The organism is Paractinoplanes abujensis (assembly GCF_014204895.1).
Classification (GTDB): Bacteria; Actinomycetota; Actinomycetes; order Mycobacteriales; family Micromonosporaceae; genus Actinoplanes; species Actinoplanes abujensis.
Window position 1 is genome coordinate 3332845 of the sequence record NZ_JACHMF010000001.1, and the last position, 22683, is coordinate 3355527.

Here is a 22683-nt window from a genome sequence, read left to right on the forward strand (position 1 = left end):
TCTATGGGGTATGGAGGTAATGTCGGGCCACCGCTTCCGTCGCGAGCACCGGAACGAAGTGAGGTCTGCCATGCGCCGGATCGTCATCGCGGCGATCAAGGACTGAGGCCGCCGTGCCGCGCCTGTGGAACGCCTTGGCCGACGCCCTGATCAGCATGGCCGTGCTGCCACCGGAGCCGGGCGCCCCGGAATGCGCCGACGCCCTGCGGTTTCGAGCACTTCGCAGGTGGGACCGGAGCGCCGCGGCCCCCGACACGCCGAGCCCTGGGGCCAGGCTGCGCCGGCCGGGGTAATCGACGAGCGCCGCCTGCCGGACTTGCCCGGAGCTCGTACGGTGGCCGTCGTCGATGCGTGCACCGGGAGGACGTCACGATGGCCGTGGACTTCGCGTTGCTCGGCCCGGTGCGGGTGCGGGTGGACGGACAGTCCCTGCCGGTGCCACCGGGCCGGCTGCCCACCGTGCTGGCCGCGCTGCTGCTCGGACGCGGACCGGTGCCGGCCGAGCGGCTGATGGGTGCCCTGTGGGACGAGCCGCCGGCGTCCGCCCCGTCCAACCTGCGCACGTACGTCGCTCAGCTGCGCCGGCTGCTCGGCCCGCACGGCGACCGGCTGACCCGCTCCGGCGACGGCTACACGCTGCGGATCGAACCGGACGAGCTCGACCTGCGGTCCTGGGAGCAGTCCCTCGCGGCCGCCCAGCAGGCGTCCGATCGGGGCCGCCCGGCCGAGACGGCGGACCTGCTGGCGGCCGGGCTCGCGCTGTGGACCGGGGCCGCGGCCGAGGGGGTGCCCCGGCGCGGCGCCACCGGTCGTGGCCTGCACCTGCTGGACGAGGCCCGGCGGGCCGCGGTGGAGCGGCACGCGCACGCCTGCATCGACGCCGGCCGGCCCGCCGAGGCGGTCGCCGGGCTGCGGGCGCTCGTGGCCGATCAGCCGGCCCGGGAGACCGCGTGGCACTATCTGGTGCTGGCGCTGGCCCGCGACGGCGACCGGACCGGGGCGCTCGTGGCCTGGTCGGGGGCGCGCCGGGCGTTGATCGCGGAGCTGGGCGTCGAACCCGGGCCGCAGCTGCGCGACCTGCAGGCCCGGCTGCTGCGCGGCCCCGGGCGCGAACCGCGGGGCGCGGCTGCCGTGCGGACGCTGCCGCCGGACCCCGAGATCGTCGGGCGCGACGAGCTGCTGAGCGAGGTGACCGGGGCCGTCGCCGGGACGGGGGCGACGGTGGCGCTGCACGGTCCGGCCGGCGCGGGCAAGTCGGCGCTGGCCGTGCGGGCCGCCTGGGCGCTGGCCGCGGCTCACCCGGACGGCCAGCTCCACCTGGACATGTGCGGGAGCAGCCCCGGCCTGACCCCGACGACTGTCGGCGACGCGCTGGCCACGTTGCTGCAGGCGCTCGGCGTCACCGCCGCCGGGTCGCAGGCCGAGCAGCTCACGGCGCTCGGCGCGGCACTGCACGGCAAACGGGTCGTCGTGGTGCTCGACAACGTCGCGGACGCGGCGCAGGTGCGCAGGCTGCTGACCGCGCTGGCCGGCGCCACGGTGCTCATCACGAGCCGGGCCGTCCTGTCCACCCTGGACGGCACCCGCCAGGTCGCCGTGGGTGAGCTCGGTCCCGCGGCCGCGGTGGCGCTGCTGGCCCGGCTGAGCGGGCCCGAACGGGTGGCGGCCGCCGACGACGACGCGCGCCGGCTGGCCGAGCTGTGCGGGCATCTGCCGCTCGCGCTGCGGATCGTGGGCGCCCGGCTGGCCGCCCGGCCCGACTGGCCGCTCGCGGCGATGGTGACCCGCCTGGCCGACGAGCGGCACCGGCTCGACGAACTCGCCGCGGGCGACCTCGCCGTGCGGGCCGGCCTGTCGCTGACCTGCGGCGCCCTGCGCCAGCTGAGCGGGGGTGCCGCGGCCCTGCACCTGTTCGACGCCTGGGGCGCGGTCGGCGCGCCGGTGCTGAGCCCCGCCCTGGCCCGGGCGATCTGCGGCAGCGACGCCCGCGAGGCCCGCGCCGCCCTGGACCGGCTGGCCGAGGTGCGCCTGATCGAGCCGGCCACCGAGGACCGGTACCGCATCCACGACCTGGTGCGGATCTTCGCGATGGAGCGGGCGGCCGAGCACCCGTCGGACGCGTTGCACCGGGCCCGGTGCTACTACCTGGGGACCGCGCGGCGCGCGCGGGACCTGTTACGGGTCAACCATCATCGGATGCCCGACGACTTCGCCGAGAAGACGCCGACGGTGGAGCTGGCCGACGACCGGGCCGCGCTGGCCTGGTTCGAGAGCGAACGGGTCAACCTGCGCGACCTGATCCGCCGCTGCGCCCGCGAGAACACGAGGGACGGCGACCTGTTCGCGGCCCGGCTCGTGGTCGAGCTGTATCCGTTCCTGCCGATGCGCGGCCACTACACCGACTGGCTCGACCTGGCCGAGGCGGCGCTGGTCTGCGCCCGCCGGCTCGCCAGCCCGCCCGACGAGACCGCGGTGCTGATCCAGCTGGCCGGGGCGCGGTCGCGGGCGGGCCGGCACCCCGAGGCGATCGCCGCGCTGCGGACCGCGCTCACGGTGGCCGACGACTCGCTCGTCGCGCTGGTGCTGGATCACCTGGCCGTGGCGCTCACCAACGGCGGTCACCTGCGGGAGGCGCAGGAGTGCTTCCGCCGCTGCGTCGGGCTGCACCGGGCGAACGGGCGCCGGTCGTCGCTCGGGATCACCCTGAACAACCTGGCCGACCTGCACCGCCAGCTCGGCGAGCACGAGGACGCGCTGGGCCACCTCTTCGAGAGCCTGGCCCTGCGGCGCGAACTGGGCGACCGGCTCGGGGAGGCCGTCACCACGCTCTCGATCGGCCAGGTGTACGCCGAGGACGGCCGGGCCGGCGAGGCGATCACGTGGCTGACCGACGCCCTCGCCCTGGCCCGCTCGACCGGGAACACCGAGTCGGAGTGGCGGGCGCTGACCGTACGGGCGCGGTTGTACCGGCAAGCGGGCCGGCTGGACGCGGCGCACGCCGACGAGACCGCGGCGGCCCGGCTGTCCGAGGCGGTCGACGGCGATCCGCGGTGAACGGCGTCAGGACCGGGCGGCCCGCTGCAAGGCCGCCTCGCGCAGGGGCTGAACCCGGTATTTCGGGGGCAGCGACACCCGTACGAGAAAGCGGGTCGCCCGGGCCGAGGCGCTCGCGGTGACGTCGTTGAGGGGACGGTCCCGGAAACCGTAGAGCCCACGGGCCCAGGGCGGGAGCAGGCCGATCGCGGTCACCGAGAGCCCGCTGTAGAGCCATGAGGCCGGGCCGCGGGTGAGGGCCGGCCGCAGCGCGCGAGGCCCCGGCGGGGGCGGCGGCGCCTCGGCCAGGAAGCCCGCGATCTCGGCCGCCTCCCGCGTCCGGCGCAGCTGGGGCCGGACGCTGTCGTAGTAGTCCGCCACCTCCCGGGCCGAACCGGGCACCGAGGCCGGATCGAGACCGATCAGTTCGGCGCTCAGCCGTTGCTCGGTGTAGAACAGGTCGGCCTCCGGCCCGGTCAGCGGCACCCCGGACCGGCGCACAGCGGTCAGGAACGACTCGACCTCGGTCACGTGCACCCATCGCAGCAGATCGGGCTCGTCGAGGCGGTAGACCTCGCCGGTGAGCGGGTCGGACGCGCGCATACCGGCGTGCAGGCGGCGGACCCGGCTCGCGGCCGCCTCCGCCTCGGCCGTGGTGCCGTAGAGGACCGTACGCAGGAACTGCCAGGTCTTGATGAGACGGCGCCACGGATCCTGCCGGTACGCCGAGTTCTGCGCGATGCCGGCGACCGCCCGCGGATGCAGCGCCTGCAGGTAGAGGCTGCGCAAACCGCCCAGGGCGACGATCGGGTCGGCGAAGACCTTCCAGCTCACCGAGTCGGGCCGGAACAGCCCCGAGTTGTGGTCCATGGCGTTTGACAGCGTAGACGATCATGTTCGTCCACAGTGATGATTCGAATTGTCTCGCGGGCGGGCGCGTACGGGCGGCTGCTGCGCCTGGACCGGCCGATCGGCATCTGGCTGCTGTTGTGGCCCGCGCTGTGGGCGTTGTGGCTGTCCTCCGGCGGCCGGCCCGACCAGCACGTCCTCGTCGTTTTCGTGGCCGGTACGGTGCTGGCCCGCTCGGCCGGCTGTGCCGTCAACGACGTCGCCGACCGCCGGTTCGACGGGCACGTGCGGCGCACCCGCGACCGTCCACTGGTCACCGGCGAGGTGCGCCCGGCCGAGGCGCTCGCGCTGTGCGGTCTGCTCGGCGCGGCCGGCCTCGCCCTCGTGGCCACGCTCAACCGGCCCACGCAGCTGCTGGCCGCGGCGGCCGGTGTCCTGCTCATGACCTATCCCCTGCTCAAGCGCTTCTTCCCCGCGCCCCAGTTCTACCTGGGCGTCGCCTTCACCTGGTCGGTCCCGATGGCGTACGCGGCCCACGAGCGCGGCATGCCCCCGGCCGCGTGGTCGCTGTTCGCCGCCGGTCTGCTCTGGACCACCGCCTACGACACCATGTACGCCATGGTCGACCGCGACGACGACCGTACGCTCGGACTGCGCTCGACCGCGATCCTCTTCGGACGCTTCGACCGTGTCGCCATCGGCACCGCCCAGGCCCTGATGCTGGTGGCGCTGGCCCTGACCGGCCAACGGCTGCACCTGGGCGGGTGGTACACGGCCGGGCTGGCCGCCGCCGCGCTGCTGGCTGGCCACCAGCAGCTGCTCATCCGCCGGCGCGACCGGGCGCGGTGCTTCCGGGCGTTCACCAGCAACACGTACGTGGGTCTGGTCGTCTTCGCCGGCATCGCCCTCGACCATCTTTTCCGCACGTCGTCCTGACCGGCCGATAGAGTGAGGCAACTCTTCGGGGGGAGCGTCCGATGACGGCGTCGACGAGTGGAACAAGGCTGCGGCCGCCGCGCAACCCGGTCGACCGCCGGGCCGTCGGATGGTGGGCGACCAACCTGATACTGCTGTTCGCCGCGCCGGTCGTGGTGCTGCTCGGGCTGGGCCTGCTGATCACTCCGGCCCGGTTCTGGCTGCTCACCCCGGCCGTGGTCATCGCCCTGGCGGGGCTCGTCGCCGCGGTGGCGCTGCCCCGGTGGTGGTTCCGGGTGCACCGGTGGGAGGTCACCGACGTCGCGGTCTACACCCGTACGGGCTGGTTCTGGCAGGAATGGCGGGTCGCGCCGCTGTCGCGCATCCAGACCGTGGACACCCGGCGCGGGCCCGTCGAGCAACGGTTCGGGCTGGCCACCGTGGTCGTGACGACAGCCTCGGCCAAAGGCGCGGTGACCCTGCCCGGCCTGGCCCACGAACGGGCCGAGGAGGTGGCCGCCCAGCTCACCGAGGCCACCCAGGCCGTGCCCGGTGACGCCACATGACCGGCGACTGGCAGCGGCTCGACCCCCGGGCCGTGCCCGTGGCCGCGGTCCTCATGCTCGGCGTGGCGGTGCTGGCCGCGGTGCCGACCGCGATCGGGCTGGCGGACGTCTCGATCGGGGTCGCGCTCGGCTGGACGCTGCCGGGCGCGGTGGTCGTCGTGGTGGCCGGCACCCTCGCCGAGTGGCTGCGGCTGCGCCACAGCCGCTACCGCGTCGGCCCGGAACGCGTAGAACTGCACACGGGCGTGTTCATCCGCAACCGGCGCTCCCTGCAACGCGACCGGATCCGTACGGTCGACGTCACCGCCAACCCGCTGCTGCGCGTCTTCGGGCTGGTGTCGGTGCGGATCGGCACCGGGGAGCAGGCCGACCGGGGCACCGTACGGCTGAGCCCGGTCACCCGGGCCACCGGCGACGACCTGCGCCGCGTGCTGCTCGACCGGCCCGCCGGGCCCACGGCCGAGGGCACGCTGGCCTCGATCGACCCCGGCTGGATCCGCTACGCGCCGCTGTCCTTCGTCACTCCCCTGCTCGGCGTGTCAGCGGCCGGCGGCGCGCTCAACGTGGCCGACTGGTTCGGCCTGTCCGGCGGCCTGGTCGAATGGACCATCGACCGGCTGGGCGGGCTGGGGCTGATCGGCGGCCTCGCGGTGCTGCTGGGGATCGCGCTGATGATCGGCTTCCTCGGGGCGCTCGGGCTGTGGGTCGAGATGTGGTGGGGCTACCGGCTCGACCGCGAACCCGGCGGCACGCTGCGGGTGCGGCGCGGGCTGCTGACCACACGGTCCATCTCGGTCGAGGAGCAGCGGGTGCGCGGGGTCGAACTGGTCGAGGCGCTGGGCTCCCGGCTAGCCGGGGCGGCCCGGGTCGACGTGGTCGCGACCGGCATGGCCACCGGCACCGAGAAGGACAAAGCCCAGCACCGCACGCTGCTGCCGGCCGCACCGGCGGCGCTGGCCCGGCGGGTCGCCGCCGACGTGCTGCGCGAGCGGGACACCCCGGCCGAGCCGGCGCACCTGACCCCGCACCCGGTCGCGGCCCGCGGGCGGCGGCTGCGCTGGGCCCTGGGCGGCGTGCTGGCCGGGGAGCTGCCGCTGCTCGTGCTGGGCCTGCTGCTGACCGACGTGCTGCTGCACCTGGCCTGGATCACGACGCTGATCGCCGTGCCGGTGGCGGTGGCGCTGGCCCGCGACGCCTACCGCAACCTCGGCCACGCTCTGCACGGCACCTATCTGGTGGCCCGCAGCGGCTCGGTGCGGCGCTGCACCGTGGCCCTGCAACGGCCCGGCATCATCGGCTGGACCGTGCGACAGTCGATCTTCCAGCGCCGGTCCGGGCTGGCCACCGTCCGGGCGACGACGGCCGCGGGGGCCGGGGCGTACGCCCTGCGCGACGTGGCGTTCGGGGCCGGGCTCGATGTGGCCGACGCGGCCGTGCCGGGGTTGCTGACACCGTTCCTTCTGCCCGCCGCGCCCTCACCCACCGCGCCCTCACCCACCGCGCCCTCGCCCGCCGCGCCCTCGCCCGCCGCGCCCTCGCCCGCCGCGCCCTCGCCCGCCGCGCCCTCGCCCGCCGCGCCCTCGCCCGCCGCGCCCTCGCCCGCCGCGCCCTCGCCCGTCTCCGAGGATGGGGCGGAGTGACGGGTCAGGCTGCGATGGCTGCCGTGTACTGGTCGGCGACCGCGCGCAAGTCGGACAGTTCCGGACCGATCGCGGTGAGGCCGAAGTCGACCACGTCGGCCCCCAGTTCCCGCAGCAGGCGGGCCAGGAACGCCTCGGTGATGTCAGCCTGCTCCTGCGACCCGGCCGTGACGACCGGGATCGCCACCACGCCGGCCAGCCCGTTCGGCGGGAGCTGCTCGAAAAGGACCTTCAACATGCCGCTGTAGCTGCCCTGGAGGGTCGGCGACGCCACGATGAGCACCGACGCGTCCTGAATCGTGGTCAACGCCCGCCGGGTCCGGCGATCATCCGCCCGGAAGACCCGGGCCCCCAGCTCGGCCACGTCGACAACGGCCGGCGACCCGTGCCCCTCCCGGGCGGCGAACCGGCTTCCCACCTCGGCTGCGAGCTTCGTTGTCCGCGAGCCGGAACGTGGATGGCCGGAAACGATGACGATCTCGGACATGGGCGGCCTCCCGTCGTCCCGCAACTTCCCGACATCCTCCCTCGGCACCCCCGAGATGTCATCACCTGAAGGTAATCAATTCGCTGCGTTGAGTATCGAGGCGAGCCGGCCGGCTGCGCGGGCAGCACCCTGCGCGACGCCTTCCATGGCCCCGGTGTCACCCGCGTGCGGCCCGACCACCAGGCGGCGCGATACCGTCGCCCCGAGCGATAGGAGATCGTCATCCGATACGTCAACGTGACCCCGTCCGCGGCGGTGGCCGTGCTCGAGCTCGGGTCGGGTGAGCCGGTGCGGGTCTACGTGGGCGGGCTGGGCTCCGCCACCACGGTGAGTTTCGCCGGTGTGGCCGGCCATCCCGCGCTGGCCGGGCAGGGCCGGCATGTGCTCGTGGACCTGGTCGGCAGCGGCTGGAGCGACCACGACGACAGCTTCGGGCACAGCGTCGACGGGCACGCCGCCACGGTGGCGGCCGTGCTCGACGAGCTCGGCCTGCGCGGCGTCACGCTGATCGGGCACTCGCTGGGTGGCTCGATCGCGATCAGCCTGGCCGCGGGGCGCCCGGAGCTGGTGGGCGAGCTGATCGTGGCCGAGCCCAACCTCGACCCGGGCGTGGGCACGCTGTCGGCCGAGATCGCGGCGTTCGACGAGGACACGTTCGCCGCGTCCGGGCACGGGCGTCTCATCCGGAGCCAGCGCACGGGGGACGGCGGGGAGACCGCCGAGTTCGCCCGGACGCTGGCCCGGTGGTCCTCGCGCGGCCTGCACCGCACCGCCGTCTCGCTGCTGGCCGAACGCCCGGCCACGTTCCGCGAGCAGCTCGCCGCCTTCGCCGGGCCCCGTCGCTACATCAGCGGCGAACTCTCGTACGAGGAACTGGAGCCCCTGCGCGCCGCCGGTTGCGACGTGCGGGTCGTCCCGGCCGCTGGGCACGTGCTGATGTGGGACAACCTCGACGGGTTCGTCAAGACGCTGGTCTGATCACCACTTTGCCGCGGGCGTGCCCGTCCTCGACCCGGCGCCACGCCCGGCCCCCTCGGTCCAGGGGAAGATCGCGGTCACGGCCGGCCCGAACACCTCGTCACCGGGCTCGAAGCCGTACGCCCCGGGGCATGTCAGTTCTCCTTGTCGTCGCGGAGCAGGGGCAGCAGCTGGTCGCCCTGGCGTTCGATCTCGCGCAGGTACGGGGTGTCGGAGAGCACGAAGTGGGTGATCCCGAGGGCCTGATACTTGCGCAGTGAGCTCGCCACCTCGGCCGCCGAGCCGACCAGCCACGTGGTGCCCGCGCCGCCGCCGCCGTACCGGCCGGGCGCGGTGTAGAGGTTGTCGTCGAGCACGTCGCCCCGCTCGGCCAGGTCGAGCAGGCGCTGCTGGCCGACGGCGGCGTGCCGGTTGGGATCGCGCGGCAGCAACCCCCGGCCGGCCGCCATGTCGGCCACCCGGGCCTCGGCGTCGGCCCACGCCTCGTCGCTGGTGTCGCGGACGAACGTGGTGATGCGCAGGCCGAATTCGAGCGGGGCGTGCTCGCGGCCGAGCTTCTCGCTCAGGTTGCGCAGGCGTTCGATGCGTTCGGCCACCCCTTCCAGCGGTTCGCCCCAGAACAGCTGCACGTCGGCCTCCGTTGCGGAGACACGTTCGGCTGCCTCGGAGGCGCCGCCGAAATAGAGACGGGGCGGCCGGGTCAGCCGCGGCACCACGGTCGAACCGGTGACACCGAAGTGCTCGCCCCGGAACGTGACGTCCTCCTCGGTCCACAGCCGGCGGACGAGCTGGAGGAACTCTTTCGTCCGCCCGTAGCGCTGGGCCTGGTCGCCTTCGCTGTCGCCGTACGCGGCCGGCTTGTCCTGTCCCGACACGATGTTGATCAGCGTACGGCCGCCGGTGAGGTGGTCGAGGGTGGCCGCCGCCGAGGCGAAGTGGGCCGGTTGCCAGTAGCCCGGCCGCACCGCGATCAGGGGCCGGAACGTCGTGGTGCGGGCGGCCAGGGCGGTGGCCACGGTGAACGTGTCGGGCCGGCCCCACCCGGTGCCGATCAGCGCGCCGCCCCAGCCGTGGTCCTCCAGCGCCCGCGCCTGCCCGGTCAGCGTGTCCAGGCTGTTGTGGTTCGCCACCACGTCGTCGCCGCGGTGGCCGGGCTGCACCTGGTTGGGGATGTACCAGAGGTGTTGCGAGCTCATGAGTGACCCTTCCGGTCGAGGTGGGTGAGCCGGGCCTCGCGGACGCGGCACCTGTTCCGCCGGTGGCCCCGGCGGCCTGTCGCACCCATAACATTTATAACCTATCGAGCATGTAGGCAATGGAAGAGTTCACCGGGGCGCGCGGGTCGTGGTCAGAGCTGACCGCCCCCTTGGGACCGTGGCTTATGGTCGACGGATGAGCGAGCAGGCTCTCCACCGCGACAGCGACCAGGCGATCGCCCTCTACCACCAGGGCCGCTACCCGGAGGCGCTCCGGATCCAGCTACGCGTGCTGGCCGAGTCGGAACGGCTGCTGGGGCCCGACCACATCGACACCATCGCGCGGATGAGCTATGTGGCGATCTCGCTGTGGGCCCTGGGCCGGCGCGAGGAGGCGTTCGACCGGCAGGCCCAGGCGTTCCAGGCTTCCGCACGGGTGCTGGGCATCGGCCACCCCGACACCTTGGCCGCCTCCAACAATCTGGCCATGTTCACGCCCCGGCCCGAGGAAGCGGCCCGGATGCACGAGGTGGTGCTGGCGGCGAAGGAACAGGCGCTCGGGCCCGGCCACGCCGACCTGCTGCCCACCCTGGTCAACCTGGCCGCGAGCTATTCGCAGACCGGACGGCACCGGGACGCCTTGGCGATCAGCCTGCGCGCGCTGGCCACGGCCGAAGCGGGCCTCGGCCCGGACCATCCGTCCACTCTCACCATCCGCAACAACGTGGCCGTGACCACCAGCGAGGTGTTCGGCCCGGCCCGGGCGGCCGACCTTCACGAGACGAACCTGCGGCTGCGCCGGCGGACGCTCGGGCCCGATCACCCCGACACCCTGCAGACCGGCCACAACCTCGGCGTCTGCTACCGCGAGGCCGGCCGGCCCGCGGACTCCGCCGCGATCCTGACCGACACCCTGCGGCGGCTCGAGCAGACCCTGGGCACCCAGCACCCGGCCACCCGCAAGTGCCGGGCCAGCCTGGCCAGGGTCTAGCGCGGGCCCGGGGTTATGCCGTGCGCGGCCAGTCCGGCCGCGATCCGGGGGATGCGGATGCCCTCGTTCTTCAGCACGGGGTCCTGGCCGGTGACGTCCTGGGGCCGGCCCGCCCGCGTGGTGCAGCGCGATCAGGTGCCCGTCGCGGTCCAGCACGGGTGAGCCGGATAAGCCGACCTGGGTGTCGGCGAGGCAGGGGACGGCCCGGTCGTCGACGCCGCCGCGGCGCCCGGGCCGCCCTGAGCTGCGAGCCGGGCACCGGTCTGCGCACCGGGCCTCAGGCGACCAGCCCGCGGCGGTAGGCGTAGACGACGGCCTGCACGCGGTCGCGCAGACCGAGTTTGGTCAGGATGCGGGAGACGTAGGTCTTGACCGTCTCGTGGCTGATGGCCAAGGTGGCGGCGATCTCGGCGTTGGACAGCCCGGTGGCGATCAGCCGCAGCACCTCCAGCTCGCGCGCGGTCAGCGGCACGGCGCCGGGAACCGGGCCCGCGGCGCGGATGCGGGTGGCGTAACGGCCGATGAGCTGACGGGTCACCTCGGGGGCCAGCAGCGCGGCCCCGGCCGCCACGGTGCGGATGCCGTGCAGCAGGTGGGCCGGCGGGGCGTCCTTGAGCAGGAAGCCGCTCGCGCCGGCGCGCAGGGCTCGGTACACGTACTCGTCGATATTGAAGGTCGTCACGACCAGCACCTTGATCGGCCGGTCGACCTCGGCCCCGGCCAGACGGCGGGTGGCCTCGATGCCGTCGATGCCGGGCATGCGCACATCCATCACGACCACGTCGGGTTCGAGCCGGCGGGCGTCGGCCACCGCGGCCAGCCCGTCGGCGCACTCGCCGGCCACCTCGAGGTCGGGCTGGGCGTCGATGATGGTGGCGAAGCCCGTACGGATCAGTGCCTGGTCGTCGCAGACCAGCACCCTGATCATGCCGGGGACCCGGCGGGGATGCGGGCCGTGACGACGAAGCCGCCCCCGGCGTGCGGCCCGGCGCTGAACTCGCCGCCGAGCGTGTCCACGCGGTCGGCCAGCCCGGTCAGGCCGCGCCCGCTGCCGCCGGGTGCGGCCGTGCTCGTGCCCGTGCCGTCGGTGCTGATCCGCACGTCGATCTCCTCCTCGCCGTAGCGCACGGTGACGGTGGTGCGTGCGCCGTGGTCGTACTTCAGGGCGTTCGTCAGCGCCTCCTGCGCGACCCGGTAGACGGTGGCGCCGGCGCCTCCGGGCACGGCCGGCGAGCGGCCCTCCTCGACCAGGTCGACCGGCTGCCCGGCCCGGCGGCTCTGCTCGACCAGGGCTCGCAGCTCGCCGCCGTGCCCCGGGTTGAGCAGGTCGAGCAGGTGCCGCAGGTCGGTGATGGCACGCCGGCCGGTGTCGCTGACCGCGGCCAGGGTGCTGTCGAGCCGGTCCGGCGCCGCGGTCAGGTAACGCGCGGCCTCGGTCTGCACGACCATGGCGGTCACGTGGTGGATGACGACGTCGTGGAGTTCGCGGGCGATCCGGATGCGTTCGGCCGCGCGAGCGGCCTCTTCGAGCTGCTGCCGGCGCAGCACCTCGGCGTGCCGGTTCTGCCGCAGCCAGGATCCGATGCCCCACATGGCGGACAGCACGACGTAGAAGAAGACGAAGTCGGCGACGCCGGTCGGGCCGACGTGATCCAGAACCACGGCGAAGGCGACATAGCCCGCGGAAGCCCCGATCATGACGACGCGCCGGTGGGCGGTCAGGTGTGCGCCCGCGGTGAACAGGGCGACGGCCAGCGCGGTGCCGCCGACGGTGTGGAAGCCGAGCAGTTGGTCGAGGGCGAACCCGGCGGACACCAGGGCCAGGGCGAGAGCGGGCCACTTGCGCCGTACGGCCAAGGGCAGGCACTCGAGACCCACCACCAGCACGCCCAGCACGCCGAACAGCTGCTCCGGCACCAGGTCGCTGAACCGGGTGCCGTGCCGATGCCAGGCCGGCACCAGGGCCAGCGCGGTGAGCAGGAGCGCGAAGGGCAGGTCGCGAACGATGACGTCGGAGCGCCGCCAGAAGCCGATCACCGCACGAGAGTAGAGGCCGCGCGGTGGCGCGGCGGCACCACATTGCCGCGGCGGTGCGCCAGCCACAGGAACACGGCCGTGACGATGACGCCCGCCATCAGCGTGGACAGGCTCGCCTCGGGACCGAACGTGCCGCCGCTGATCCACCGGTCGCCGGTCAGCTCGGAGTCGAGCAGGCCCGGCTTGAGGCCGTTGCCCGACACCTCGGTGCTGAAGATCGCCGACTGCGCGTAGTTCCAGCCGAAGTGCAGGCCGATCGGCAGCCACAGGCTCCGGGTCGCGATGTAGGCGGAGGTCAGCATGCCGCCACCGGCGATCGCGACGCACAGGGCGCCCCACAGGCTCGCGTTCTCGTTGAGCAGGTGCACGGCGCCGAACGCCAGGGCCGACAGCGCGAGCGCGAGCCAGGTGCCGGTGAGCTTCTCGACGTGCCGGAACAGCACCCCGCGGAACATCACCTCCTCGGTGACCACGGCCGCCGCCATGAACCCGATCAGGCCCACCGCGGCCAGCGGCTCGTCGCTGAGGCCGTGCACCCGGTAGCCGCCGTTGACCGCGATGTTGCCGATGACTCCCGCGAACAGCGCCAGGCCGAGCAGCGTGCCCCGGACCAGCCCGCCGGCCGCCGGGCCGGCCGCCGCCTCGGTCACCTCGCGCTTCTCGGTGAGCCGGACGACCCAGTAGTAGGCGAGCATCGCCAGCACCGCGCCGGCCACGCCGGCTGCCAGTTGCGGCCAGACGGTGTCCTGGGTCGCGGTGACGGCCTGCCCGGCCAGGAAGGCGACCGCCACGGCCGCGACGAGCTGAATGACGAAACGCATGCCGGACAAGCTACGAATTCCGGAACCCCGCGTCGTCACCGCGCAGCGGACAACGCTTGTAGCTCGTGCGAGCTACAAGCACCACCACCGTCTTCGTAAGTTTCGGAAAGTGCCGCGACCATCTGGTCACGACGCCCCGTACAGAATTTCAGTGACCGGTTTTCCGGGAGGCCCGAAGCGGCCTCAAGCTGCCATTATATCGATTCAGTCGACATGGAGATCGACTTCGATATTTCCGCAAGATGTCCGGAAGTTGTTGACAGCACGGGGACGAACGGTCACCCTTTCGCAGTGACGGACTTCGATAGCCGCCACTTCCCCCTTTCCACCGAGGAGGACCTCCCCCATGACCGCAACGAAACACCCGAGGCGCGGCCGCCTGCGCCTGCTGCTCGGCGCCGCGTGCGCCCTGTCCATGACCGTGGCCGGGGTGTCCGTGGCCGGCGCCGCGCACGCGGAGGCCGACCGGACCGTCAGCTCCAACACCACCGGCACCCACAACGGCTACTACTTCTCGTTCTGGAAGGACAGCGGCAACGCCAGCATGACGCTGCGGGCCGACGGCCGGTACAGCAGCAGCTGGGACCGCAGCACCAACAACTGGGTCGGCGGCAAGGGCTGGGCCACCGGCACCCGCCGCACGGTCACCTACTCGGGCACGTACAACCCGGGCAACAACAACACCTACCTGGCCCTGTACGGCTGGACCCGCAACCCGCTGATCGAGTACTACATCGTCGAGAACTTCGGCAGCTACAACCCGAGCAGCGGCGCCACGCGGCTGGGCACGGTCACCACCGACGGCGGCACGTACGACATCCTGCGCAGCCAGCGGATCAACGCGCCCTCGATCGACGGTAACCAGACCTTCTACCAGTACTGGAGCGTCCGGCAGCAGAAGCGCAGCTCGGGCACGATCACGACGGCCAACCACTTCGACGCCTGGGCCCGCGCCGGGCTCAACCTCGGCACCAACCACAGCTACCAGATCATGGCGACCGAGGGTTACCAGAGCCAGGGCAGCTCCGACATCACCGTCCGCGAGGGCACCGGTGGCGGCACCAACCCGACCACGCCTCCGCCCACCGGCGGCGGCAGCAACTGCACCGCGGTGCTCTCGGCCGGCCAGCAGTACGGCGACCGCTTCAACCTCAACGTCGCCGTGCAGAACACCAGCAACTGGACGGTCGGACTGACCCTCAACGGCGGCCAGAGCATCCAGAACAGCTGGAACGCCGCGGTCAGCGGCACGACCGGCACGGTCACGGCCCGCCCCAACGGCAACGGCAACAACTTCGGCGTGACCATCATGGCCAACGGCAACTGGACCTGGCCCACGGTCACCTGCCGCACGAGCTGACCCGCAGGGGCGCGGTGGCTCCGGCCGCCGCGCCCCCGTGGCTCACGGACCGACGGTGATCTTCCATTCCTTGAGCTCACGGTTCTTGGTGACGTCGTAGCGCGTGTACGGGTCCTGATCGACCAAGGCCTGCGCGGCCTCCACGTCGTCGGCGGTGAGCACGATGATGCCGCCGCTCAGGTCGGCCAGCGGCCCCGCCAGCAGCAAGGAACCCTCGGCCTGCAGCTTGGCCAGGTGGTCCAGGTGTTCGGGGCGCCGGGCGGCGCGTTCCGGGGTGTCGTTGTAGCCGTAGGTGAGAATGAAGTGGCTCATGACGATGCCCCTTCCCTTTTTCCCCAGGCCGTAGACCCGGCGGGCCGTACGGGAAAAGATGTCGGCCTGTTCGTCGTCGGTGCGATCCCGCAGGGTGCGCCGCCACGCTTCCGTCAGCTCGGCCGCGTTCGTCCACAGTGTCTCGACCGGCAGTTGGTGCCGAACACGAGCGGGGCAGCGCGGCCAGGGCGGCGTCGGTGCCGGACGTGCGCAACGCCGCGGTGATCCGGGTCAGCCGCGTGCCGAACGTGAAGACCTCGGCCCGCTCGCACGTGGTCACCACGGCGTGCGCGGAGCGGAGGTAGTCGGCGCTGTACTGCTTGATCGAGCCGGACACGTCGACGAGCACCAGCACCCGGCGCCGGCGGGCGGGGCGGTGCCGCCAGTGCAACCGCACGACTTCCCCGTACGTCCGCAGGGAATGGTGATACGTGCTGCGTAAATCCACCCTCTGCCGCCGGCCACCAGGCGGGAGCGGATCAGGGGCACGGCTTCCCCGCGTTCCTCACGACCTGGGGGGCCGGCGCTGTGGCCCACGGGGCCTCATCGACAACTGTCTCTTGCCCGCACTGAGCTGCCGGGTTACCGTTCGGGAGCGCTCCCAAACCGGAAAATCCCCGTTCGGAAGGAAGCACTTTGTCCTCCACCGCTCTCCGGCGCTCCCTGCTGGCCGCGTCCGCCGTGCTCGTCACGGCCGGCGTCTGGCTGGCCGCCGGCACCGCCTCGGCCGGCACCCTCACCGGCACCCTCTACCGAGACACCGACACGCCGGTGGCCCGCTGGCTGGCCGCCAACCCCGGCGATTCCCGGGCGGCCCAGATCAGCTCCCGGATCGCCAGTCAGCCCGCCACGCGCTGGCTGTCCAACTTCAACGTCGGCACCATCGAGTCCGAGGTCGCCGGCTACGTCGGCGCGGCCACCCGGGCCGGGCAGGTGCCCGCCCTGACCGTCTACGGCATCCCCAACCGCGACTGCGGCGGCGCCAGCGCGGGCGGCGCCCCCGACCTGGCCACCTATCAGACGTGGGTCAACGGGATCGCCCGCGGACTGGCCGGGCGCACCACGCTGATCATGTTGGAACCCGACTCGATCGCCCTGCAGACCTGCCTCAGCGCCGGCGAGATCACCGCCCGCGACCAGGCGCTGGCCACCGCCACCCGCACGCTCAAGGCGGCCGGGGCCAAGGTCTACCTCGACGGTGGGCACTCGGCCTGGAACGCCGCCGCCGAACAGGCCCGCCGCCTGGCCAACGCGGGCGTGGCCGACGGCGACGGCTTCTACACCAACGCCTCCAACTTCCAGTCGACGGCGAACGAGTCCGCGTTCGGCCGTTCGGTGCTGAGCGCGCTGTCCGGCCGCGGCATCAACGGCAAGCGGCAGGTCATCGACACCAGCCGCAACGGCGGCGCGGCCGGCGACTGGTGCGGCGACGACAACACCGACCGTCGCATCGGCCGCTACCCGACGCTCGACACCGGCGACGCGAACATCGACGCCTACCTGTGGATCAAGCCGCCGGGCGAGGCCGACGGGTGCGCCTACCCGGCCGGCTCGTTCCAGCCGTCCCTGGCCGCCAGCCTGGCCACCGGGGCCGCCAACCCGCCGACCACGACCCCGCCGGCCACGCCGCCGACGACCCCACCGACCACGCCGCCCACCACTCCCCCGACGACGCCGCCCACCAACCCGCCGACCGGCGCCTGCGGCGCGACCTACGCGACGTCGAGCTCGTGGCAGGGCGGCTTCCAGGGCCAGATCACCGTCAAGGCGGGCACCGGTGCGGTCAACGGCTGGGCGGTCTCCTGGACGCTCGCCTCCGGCCAGTCCATCAACCAGGTGTGGGGCGGCGTGCTGTCGGTCAGCGGGTCGACGGTCACCGTGCGCAACGCGGCCTGGAACGGCTCCCTGCAACCGGGCGCCACGGCCGAGTTCGGCTTCATCGCCAACGGCCCGGCCGGCACGTCAAGCCTCTCCTGCTCGGCGTGACGACGAACCGGCTCGGCGTGACGACGAACCGGCTCGGCGTGACGACGAACCGGCTCGGCGTGACGACGAACCGGCTCGGCGTGACAACGAGCTGCTCAGCGTGACAACGCGGCAGATCGACGTGACAACGAGGCGGATCGACGTGACGACGAGCGTGACGACGAACCTGCTCGCGTGACAACGATCGGCCGGTCCGGTGGCGGCGACGTCACCGGACCGGCAGTCCCACCCGGCGGCCCATCCCCACCGCGGCGGCGTCCGTCGCGGTCACCATGGCGTACGCCCCGGCCGGCACGCCCGGGCGCGTAGCCACCCGGGAAGCCGCGCGCAGCAGCGTCCGCTCGTTGGCACCGGCGATGAAGAACACGTACTCGTCGCCGATCTCCTCACCGTCCTCGTACTCCTCGATGCGGAACTCCCGCTCAAGATCGATCATGAAGTCGCCGACGTCGTCGATCCACTCGTCGTCCGCGGTCACCGGGAAGTGGATCTCCACCATCACTGCCATGCCGATGATGATTCAGCACCGGGCCACGCCGCCGGGCCGCGGGTCAGCGCCGGACGGCCTCGCGGATGTTGACCAGCAACACCCCGGCCGCCGCGGCCAGCAGCACGAAGGCGACCACGTAACGCCCCTCGAACCACAGCACCACCAGCAGGGCCACCGACGCCGCGGCCAGCAGCAGGCGCAGCAGCAGAGCCAAGAGCTTCCCCCGTACGAGGCCCTCGACGCACAGCAGGCCCAGCAGCCAGATCATCGCGAGGTCGAACCCGCCCGTGGCCAGCGGCGAGATCGCGACCCCGGCCGCCACCAGGATCAGCGGGGTGCTGAGCACCGCCCACCACGACATCAGGTGGCCGCGGAAGCCGGGCGGTGACTCCATCGGCAGCCGCCGGTGCAGCAGGTGCGCGTGCGGCGGCTGGGCCTCGATCTCGGCCACGACCGTACGGGCCTGCTCGTCGGCCAGCCGGGTCCGTTCCATCCGCAGGCCCAGCAGCCGCCGTTCCTGCTGGTGCAGGGCCCGCACCTCGGGTGACGCGACCGGCAGCCCGGCGGCGGCCAGGGTCAGTTCCCGTTTCAGCGCGGCGATCTCGCCGTCCAGCGCGGCCAGCCGCTCGTCGTTCTGGCGCCGGCGCAGCTCGACCAGGGCCAGTTCGGCCGCGGGGCTGGGGGCGACCTTGGCCAGACCGGCCCAGCCCACCGGGTCGGCCCACGACTGGCGGGCGGTGCCGTCGCGCTCGTACCGCGGGCCGGCCGGGCCCCGTTCGCCGCCCAGCCGGTCGCGGGTGTCGCGGCCCCACAGGCCCCGGAAGTCGCGCACCCAGGCGGTGTCGTCACCGATCAGCACCGGGTGCCACGCCTCGGGCTGCCCCGCGCCCACCGACCGGCCGTCACCGCGGGCGTAGTCGACGTACGGGATGCCCACGCCCTGCCGGCTCCCGGCCGCCCACGGCGCGAACAACCGGCCCGTCCAGCGCAGCGCGCCGACGACTCCGCGCCACGACGGCGGCCGGACGGTGATCAGATAGTCCCCGGGCAGGTAGGCGCCCGAATGCGAGCCGGCCCCGACGTAGACCACCGGATGCCGCCCGCCGACCAGGGTCAGGTCGGGGTCGTCCCAGCGCCGCCGCAGGTCGTCGCCGATCTCGTCGTGCGCCGAGAAGACCACCCAGCGCGGCTCGGGCAGACCGTCCGGCCCGGTCTCGCCCGTGCCGTCGAGGTAGACGGTGACCTGCTCCCAGTCGGCCTCGTGCTCGTTGACGCCGCCGAACGCCGACCGCCAGTTGTTGAAGCTGTAGAAGTACCAGTACTGGCAGACGATCCACAGGTCGTCGCGCAGCACCCGGCCGTAGTAGATGGGTTTGTCGGGTTCGAGGTGGTCGCGTTGCAGCAGGAACGACTGGGCCGCGCTGCCGCCGGGCACGCTGCCCCGGAAGAGCAGCGAGATGCGGTTGGCCGTGTCGATCAGCCGGGCGGTGAGCCCGACGGAGGCCAGCCGGCTCGAGCGGCGCAGGTGCGGCGGCCGCTCCCGGAGCGGGATGTGGGCCGAGCCGAGCCGCCCGTGGGCGCCCGCCACCACCGACAGCGACGACTGCAGGCCCTGCTCGACGCCCGCGGCCCCGGCCAGCCCGTCGAGGGTCAGCCCGCCCGGCGGCACCTGCTCGACCGGGCTCTCCCCGGCCTCCGCCCGCCACAACCCGGCATTGTTCACGTAGCGTTCGGCCGAGACCGGAAAGAAATACTCCCCCTGGGTGAACCGGGCCACCGGCTCGTAGGCGCGCAGCAGGCGCAGATCTTCCTCAGTCCCCACGCCCGGCCACGCTACCGCCCGCCGGTGACCGCGTTAGGTTGGGGAACATGGAATACCGCACGCTTGGACGCAGCGGATGCGCCGTCTCCACCCTCTGCCTGGGCACGATGACCTTCGGCAACGAGTCCGACGAGAAGGTCTCGCACGCTCAGCTCGACCGGTTCGTCGAGGCCGGGGGCACGTTCGTCGACACCGCCGACGTGTACTCCAAGGGCGAGTCGGAACGGATCATCGGCCGCTGGCTGGCCGCGCGCCCGGCCGACGTGACCGACGCCGTCGTGCTGGCCACCAAGGGCCGCTTCCCGATGGCTGACGACCCCAACGGCGCCGGGCTGTCCACCCGCCACCTGACCCGCGCGCTCGACGCCTCGCTGAGCCGGCTCGGCGTCGACGCGGTCGACCTCTACCAGGCCCACGCGTGGGATCCGATCACCCCGCTGGACGAGACGCTGCGCACCCTGGACGGGTTCGTCCGGGCCGGCAAGATCCGTTACTACGGTTTCTCCAACTTCACCGGCTGGCAGCTCACCAAGGCGGTGGCGCTGGCCCGCGAACTCGGCCTGACCGGCCCGGTCAGCCTGCAACCGCAGTACAACCTGCTGGTCCGCGAGATCGAGTACGAGGTCGTCCCGGCCTCGCTCGACGCCGGGCTGGGCCTGCTGCCGTGGAGCCCGCTCGGCGGCGGCTGGCTGACCGGCAAATATCAGCGCGACCAGCGGCCCACCGGCACCTCCCGGCTCGGCGACAACCCGGAGCGGGGCATGGAGGCGTACGACCGGCGCAACGTTGCCCGCACGTGGGACGTGGTGGAGGCCGTGCAGCGCGTCGCCGAGGCGCGGGGCGTGTCGATGGCCGAGGTGGCGCTGGCCTGGGTCACCGACCGGCCCGCCGTGACCTCGACGATCCTGGGCGCGCGCACCCTCGACCAGCTGGACGCCAACCTCAAGGCGGCCGGGCTGCACCTGAGCGCCGAGGAGACCGCGGCCCTGGACGAGGCGAGCGATCCGCGGCCCAACGACTACCCGTACGGGCCTCTCGGCATCGACCAGCGCGGGCGCAGCATCTAACGGCGCTGGTTCGGGCGGCTCTGGATGCCGTGGGCCTTGAGGGCGGCCCGGCTGAACCCCGGCCGCGGCTCTTCGTCGTCGCCGTGCGGCACGGTGACCACGAAGGTCGCGCCACGGGGTTCGTGGGGCCGGTAGCCGACCGTCAGCCCGCTGGCCTCGGCCAGTTGCCGCACCAGGTAGAGACCGAGCCCGGTGCCGCTGGCGCTGACCGCGACCCCGCTGTCGGCCCGGGTGAACCGGTCGAACAGGTGCGGCACGAACGCCGGCGGCACGCCCTCGCCGTGGTCGGCCACGCGGATCTCGACGTGGCCGGCCCGGTTGGCCACGGTCACCTCGTACGGCGGCTCGCCGTACTTGACGGCGTTGCTGAGCAGGTTGCCGAGGATCAGTTCGAGCAGCTTGCTGTCGGCCCGGCCGCGGGTCTGATCGGGGGCGACGACGGTGACCGGGGTGCCGCCGGCCTGGTGGGCGGCGACCACGGTGCGCACCAGGTGGCACAGGTCGAGGCTGACGGGCCGGGCCCGCATGGCGCCGGCGTCCAGCCGGGCCAGCGTGAGCACGTCGTTGACCAGGTCGCTGGCCTGATTGCCGGCCCGCGTGATCCGCTGGACGTCGTTGTGCTTGTCGTCCTCCGACGAGACGTCCCAGTCCTCCAGGAGCAGCTCACCCAGCCCCACGATCTTGGTGAGGGGCTGCTGGACGTCGTGGCTGAGCATCGCGATGAAGTCGGCCAGGTGCCCGTTGGCCTCCTGCAGCTGCTGGGCCCGCTGGGCCAGTTCGGCCTCGTCGGCCAGCCGGGCCCGTTCCAGCGCGTTGCGTTCGGTCATGTCGACGATCTGGGTGGCGAAGTGGGTCGGCCGGCCCTCGCCGTCGCGCAGCAGGGCGCTGGTGGTCGAGGTCTCGCGGGTGAGCCCGTCGGCGTGCACGTAGCGGACGTCCAGCCGGAAGCCGCTGGTGTGCCCGGCGAGGCAGGCGCGGCCGTGAGCCCGGACCGTCTCGACGTCGTCCGGGTGCATGACGTCGGCGTACCGGCGGCCGGTCAGGTCGGCCTCGGTCCGGCCGAACAGTTCGCAGGCAGCCGGATTGACGCGGACGAACCGGCCGTGGTCGTCGGTCAGGGTCATGCCGATGGCGGCGTCGTCGAACACCCTGCGGAACCGTTGCTCGCTGGTGGCCAATTCCTGGCGGCTGCGCCCGGCCCGGGCGATGGCCACAACGACCAGCAGGCCGACCGCGGCCGCGCCGATCAGACCGGCCCGCCCGGCGATCTCGCTGCCGGCCTGAGCCCCGTACAGCACCTGTTCGCTGACGGTGGCGGTCAGCCGCCACGGGGTGCCGGCGATGGGCGTCGAGCTGTACCGCCACCACTCACCGCCCGCCAGGTAGCGGCCGTGCTCGCCCTGCCGCACGGCCGCCGCGAGGGCGCCGTTCTCGGTGGCCAGCGTGGGCAACTCGGCGTCGAGCGGCCGGTTGGCGGCGACGATGCTGCCGGCCGAGTCGACCAGCTGGACCTGGGCCCCGGACAACGACAACGCGCTGCTCAGATAGGCCGACAGCGGGCCGTCGCGGACGGGGACCGCGCCGGAGAACACGCGCCGTCCCGACAGGGAGTCGAACGGCACGGCGAAGGCCACCACCGGTACGCCGCGGACCGCCGAACGGACGACCGGTGACACCGCCGGACGCCCCTGCCGCAGCGCGGTCCGCAGGTGCGGGTAGCGCGAAGCGATTTCCTTACCGATCGCCGTGGGGTCGGCCGGCACGACCTGCAACACCCGGCCCCGGTCGTCGATCAGCACCGCCGCGGGGTAGCCGAAGCCGGCGACGGCCTGACTGAACTGGGCCCGCTCGACCGAGGTGCCGGTCAGCGAGGCGCGGGCCTGCACACTCTCGCGCTGGATGAGGTCGGTGGTGTAGCTGGTCACGAAGTCGCGCATCAGGGCGACGCGCAGCTCGAAGCGCTGGTCCGACGCCTGCCGGCTGTTGTGCTGCTGCCACAGCAGGCCGGTCGTCCCGGCCGCGCCCAGCAGCAGCCAGATCAGCAGCGGCCACGCCGCGGATCGCCACCACCCTCGCGCACTGCGAGCTAACCGCACACCCTCCCGTTCGGCACCGGATCGGAACCGCCTGAGT

Annotated in this window: 19 protein-coding genes and 1 pseudogene; 9 read left to right on the forward strand and 11 right to left on the reverse strand. The window is 73.2% G+C overall.

Annotated features, from left to right (window positions below):
* Window positions 1-372 precede the first annotated feature (372 nt).
* Window positions 373-3054 carry an AfsR/SARP family transcriptional regulator gene (locus BKA14_RS15040; RefSeq protein WP_184951555.1) on the forward strand — a complete coding sequence of 894 codons (2682 nt, stop codon included), beginning with the start codon at window positions 373-375 and terminating at the stop codon, window positions 3052-3054.
* Window positions 3055-3060: 6 nt separating this feature from the next.
* Here BKA14_RS15040 and BKA14_RS15045 read toward each other — a convergent pair whose 3' ends face one another.
* Window positions 3061-3903 carry an oxygenase MpaB family protein gene (locus BKA14_RS15045; protein ID WP_184951556.1) on the reverse strand — a complete coding sequence of 281 codons (843 nt, stop codon included), beginning with the start codon at window positions 3901-3903 and terminating at the stop codon, window positions 3061-3063.
* Window positions 3904-3942: 39 nt separating this feature from the next.
* Here BKA14_RS15045 and ubiA point away from each other — a divergent pair, with 39 nt between their 5' ends.
* The 3 genes from ubiA to BKA14_RS15060 are packed head-to-tail and all read left to right on the forward strand — an operon-like array spanning window position 3943 to window position 7003.
* Entirely contained in the window at window positions 3943-4818 is an 876-nt protein-coding gene (gene ubiA / locus BKA14_RS15050; RefSeq protein ID WP_184956762.1) for a 4-hydroxybenzoate octaprenyltransferase, read from the forward strand.
* A 41-nt stretch (window positions 4819-4859) separates the two neighbouring features.
* Window positions 4860-5363 (forward strand): PH domain-containing protein, encoded by a 504-nt coding sequence (locus BKA14_RS15055; RefSeq protein ID WP_184951557.1) that lies wholly within the window; start codon window positions 4860-4862, stop codon window positions 5361-5363.
* Entirely contained in the window at window positions 5360-7003 is a 1644-nt protein-coding gene (locus tag BKA14_RS15060; protein ID WP_184951558.1) for a PH domain-containing protein, read from the forward strand. The genes BKA14_RS15055 and BKA14_RS15060 overlap by 4 nt, the downstream gene beginning before the upstream one ends.
* 4 nt (window positions 7004-7007) lie before the next feature.
* On the opposite strand, the gene BKA14_RS15065 is transcribed toward BKA14_RS15060, so the two are convergent.
* On the reverse strand, window positions 7008-7490 hold the full coding sequence (locus BKA14_RS15065) for an NADPH-dependent FMN reductase (protein ID WP_184951559.1): 483 nt from the start codon (window positions 7488-7490) through the stop codon (window positions 7008-7010).
* A 237-nt stretch (window positions 7491-7727) separates the two neighbouring features.
* Here BKA14_RS15065 and BKA14_RS15070 point away from each other — a divergent pair, with 237 nt between their 5' ends.
* A complete protein-coding gene (locus tag BKA14_RS15070; RefSeq protein WP_184951560.1) occupies window positions 7728-8468 on the forward strand; it encodes an alpha/beta fold hydrolase in 741 nt (246 codons plus the stop codon).
* 134 nt (window positions 8469-8602) lie between these two features.
* Here the strand turns inward: BKA14_RS15070 and BKA14_RS15075 are convergent, their stop codons facing one another.
* The gene (locus tag BKA14_RS15075; RefSeq protein WP_184951561.1) at window positions 8603-9664 is read right to left on the reverse strand and encodes an LLM class flavin-dependent oxidoreductase; all 1062 of its coding nucleotides are present in this window, start codon (window positions 9662-9664) and stop codon (window positions 8603-8605) included.
* A 196-nt stretch (window positions 9665-9860) separates the two neighbouring features.
* On the opposite strand from BKA14_RS15075, the gene BKA14_RS15080 reads away from it, so the two are divergent.
* A complete protein-coding gene (locus tag BKA14_RS15080) occupies window positions 9861-10655 on the forward strand; it encodes a tetratricopeptide repeat protein (RefSeq protein WP_184951562.1) in 795 nt (264 codons plus the stop codon).
* Between the two features lie 277 nt (window positions 10656-10932).
* Here BKA14_RS15080 and BKA14_RS15085 read toward each other — a convergent pair whose 3' ends face one another.
* From BKA14_RS15085 to BKA14_RS15095, 3 genes are read right to left on the reverse strand one after another with little or no spacing between them, the layout of a single operon-like run.
* Window positions 10933-11583 carry a response regulator gene (locus BKA14_RS15085; protein ID WP_184951563.1) on the reverse strand — a complete coding sequence of 217 codons (651 nt, stop codon included), beginning with the start codon at window positions 11581-11583 and terminating at the stop codon, window positions 10933-10935.
* Window positions 11580-12692 carry a sensor histidine kinase gene (locus tag BKA14_RS15090; RefSeq protein WP_184951564.1) on the reverse strand — a complete coding sequence of 371 codons (1113 nt, stop codon included), beginning with the start codon at window positions 12690-12692 and terminating at the stop codon, window positions 11580-11582. The genes BKA14_RS15085 and BKA14_RS15090 overlap by 4 nt, the downstream gene beginning before the upstream one ends.
* Window positions 12689-13513 carry a CPBP family intramembrane glutamic endopeptidase gene (locus tag BKA14_RS15095; RefSeq protein WP_184951565.1) on the reverse strand — a complete coding sequence of 275 codons (825 nt, stop codon included), beginning with the start codon at window positions 13511-13513 and terminating at the stop codon, window positions 12689-12691. The genes BKA14_RS15090 and BKA14_RS15095 overlap by 4 nt, the downstream gene beginning before the upstream one ends.
* Before the next feature lie 346 nt (window positions 13514-13859).
* Here BKA14_RS15095 and BKA14_RS15100 point away from each other — a divergent pair, with 346 nt between their 5' ends.
* Window positions 13860-14873 (forward strand): glycoside hydrolase family 11 protein, encoded by a 1014-nt coding sequence (locus BKA14_RS15100; protein ID WP_239093252.1) that lies wholly within the window; start codon window positions 13860-13862, stop codon window positions 14871-14873.
* 42 nt (window positions 14874-14915) lie between these two features.
* On the opposite strand, the gene BKA14_RS15105 is transcribed toward BKA14_RS15100, so the two are convergent.
* On the reverse strand, window positions 14916-15185 hold the full coding sequence (locus tag BKA14_RS15105) for a YciI family protein (protein WP_184951566.1): 270 nt from the start codon (window positions 15183-15185) through the stop codon (window positions 14916-14918).
* 229 nt (window positions 15186-15414) lie between these two features.
* Window positions 15415-15633 (reverse strand): annotated as a pseudogene (locus BKA14_RS45560) (VWA domain-containing protein); the annotation flags it as partial.
* A 188-nt stretch (window positions 15634-15821) separates the two neighbouring features.
* Between BKA14_RS45560 and BKA14_RS15115 the strand changes: the two are divergent.
* Window positions 15822-17171: a glycoside hydrolase family 6 protein gene (locus BKA14_RS15115; RefSeq protein ID WP_184951567.1), complete on the forward strand. Its 1350-nt coding sequence runs from the start codon at window positions 15822-15824 to the stop codon at window positions 17169-17171.
* A gap of 208 nt (window positions 17172-17379) precedes the next feature.
* Here BKA14_RS15115 and BKA14_RS15120 read toward each other — a convergent pair whose 3' ends face one another.
* Both BKA14_RS15120 and BKA14_RS15125 read right to left on the reverse strand, forming a co-directional pair.
* Window positions 17380-17679 carry a hypothetical protein gene (locus BKA14_RS15120; RefSeq protein WP_184951568.1) on the reverse strand — a complete coding sequence of 100 codons (300 nt, stop codon included), beginning with the start codon at window positions 17677-17679 and terminating at the stop codon, window positions 17380-17382.
* Between the two features lie 43 nt (window positions 17680-17722).
* Entirely contained in the window at window positions 17723-19483 is a 1761-nt protein-coding gene (locus BKA14_RS15125) for an AAA family ATPase (RefSeq protein ID WP_184951569.1), read from the reverse strand.
* A 47-nt stretch (window positions 19484-19530) separates the two neighbouring features.
* Here BKA14_RS15125 and BKA14_RS15130 point away from each other — a divergent pair, with 47 nt between their 5' ends.
* On the forward strand, window positions 19531-20550 hold the full coding sequence (locus BKA14_RS15130; RefSeq protein WP_184951570.1) for an aldo/keto reductase: 1020 nt from the start codon (window positions 19531-19533) through the stop codon (window positions 20548-20550).
* Here the strand turns inward: BKA14_RS15130 and BKA14_RS15135 are convergent.
* Window positions 20547-22646: a sensor histidine kinase gene (locus BKA14_RS15135; RefSeq protein ID WP_184951571.1), complete on the reverse strand. Its 2100-nt coding sequence runs from the start codon at window positions 22644-22646 to the stop codon at window positions 20547-20549. The genes BKA14_RS15130 and BKA14_RS15135 overlap by 4 nt on opposite strands.
* Between the last annotated feature and the right edge of the window lie 37 nt (window positions 22647-22683).

Coding starts and splice junctions, on each gene's coding strand:
- BKA14_RS15105 (WP_184951566.1), bottom strand. CDS start 15,185: ATGAGCCACTTCATTCTCACCTACGGCTACAACGACACCCCGGAACGC.
- BKA14_RS15045 (WP_184951556.1), bottom strand. CDS start 3,903: ATGGACCACAACTCGGGGCTGTTCCGGCCCGACTCGGTGAGCTGGAAG.
- BKA14_RS15130 (WP_184951570.1), top strand. CDS start 19,531: ATGGAATACCGCACGCTTGGACGCAGCGGATGCGCCGTCTCCACCCTC.
- BKA14_RS15040 (WP_184951555.1), top strand. CDS start 373: ATGGCCGTGGACTTCGCGTTGCTCGGCCCGGTGCGGGTGCGGGTGGAC.
- BKA14_RS15075 (WP_184951561.1), bottom strand. CDS start 9,664: ATGAGCTCGCAACACCTCTGGTACATCCCCAACCAGGTGCAGCCCGGC.
- BKA14_RS15065 (WP_184951559.1), bottom strand. CDS start 7,490: ATGTCCGAGATCGTCATCGTTTCCGGCCATCCACGTTCCGGCTCGCGG.
- BKA14_RS15060 (WP_184951558.1), top strand. CDS start 5,360: ATGACCGGCGACTGGCAGCGGCTCGACCCCCGGGCCGTGCCCGTGGCC.
- BKA14_RS15055 (WP_184951557.1), top strand. CDS start 4,860: ATGACGGCGTCGACGAGTGGAACAAGGCTGCGGCCGCCGCGCAACCCG.
- BKA14_RS15120 (WP_184951568.1), bottom strand. CDS start 17,679: ATGGCAGTGATGGTGGAGATCCACTTCCCGGTGACCGCGGACGACGAG.
- BKA14_RS15085 (WP_184951563.1), bottom strand. CDS start 11,583: ATGATCAGGGTGCTGGTCTGCGACGACCAGGCACTGATCCGTACGGGC.
- BKA14_RS15080 (WP_184951562.1), top strand. CDS start 9,861: ATGAGCGAGCAGGCTCTCCACCGCGACAGCGACCAGGCGATCGCCCTC.
- BKA14_RS15100 (WP_239093252.1), top strand. CDS start 13,860: ATGACCGCAACGAAACACCCGAGGCGCGGCCGCCTGCGCCTGCTGCTC.
- ubiA (WP_184956762.1), top strand. CDS start 3,943: ATGATTCGAATTGTCTCGCGGGCGGGCGCGTACGGGCGGCTGCTGCGC.
- BKA14_RS15095 (WP_184951565.1), bottom strand. CDS start 13,513: ATGCGTTTCGTCATTCAGCTCGTCGCGGCCGTGGCGGTCGCCTTCCTG.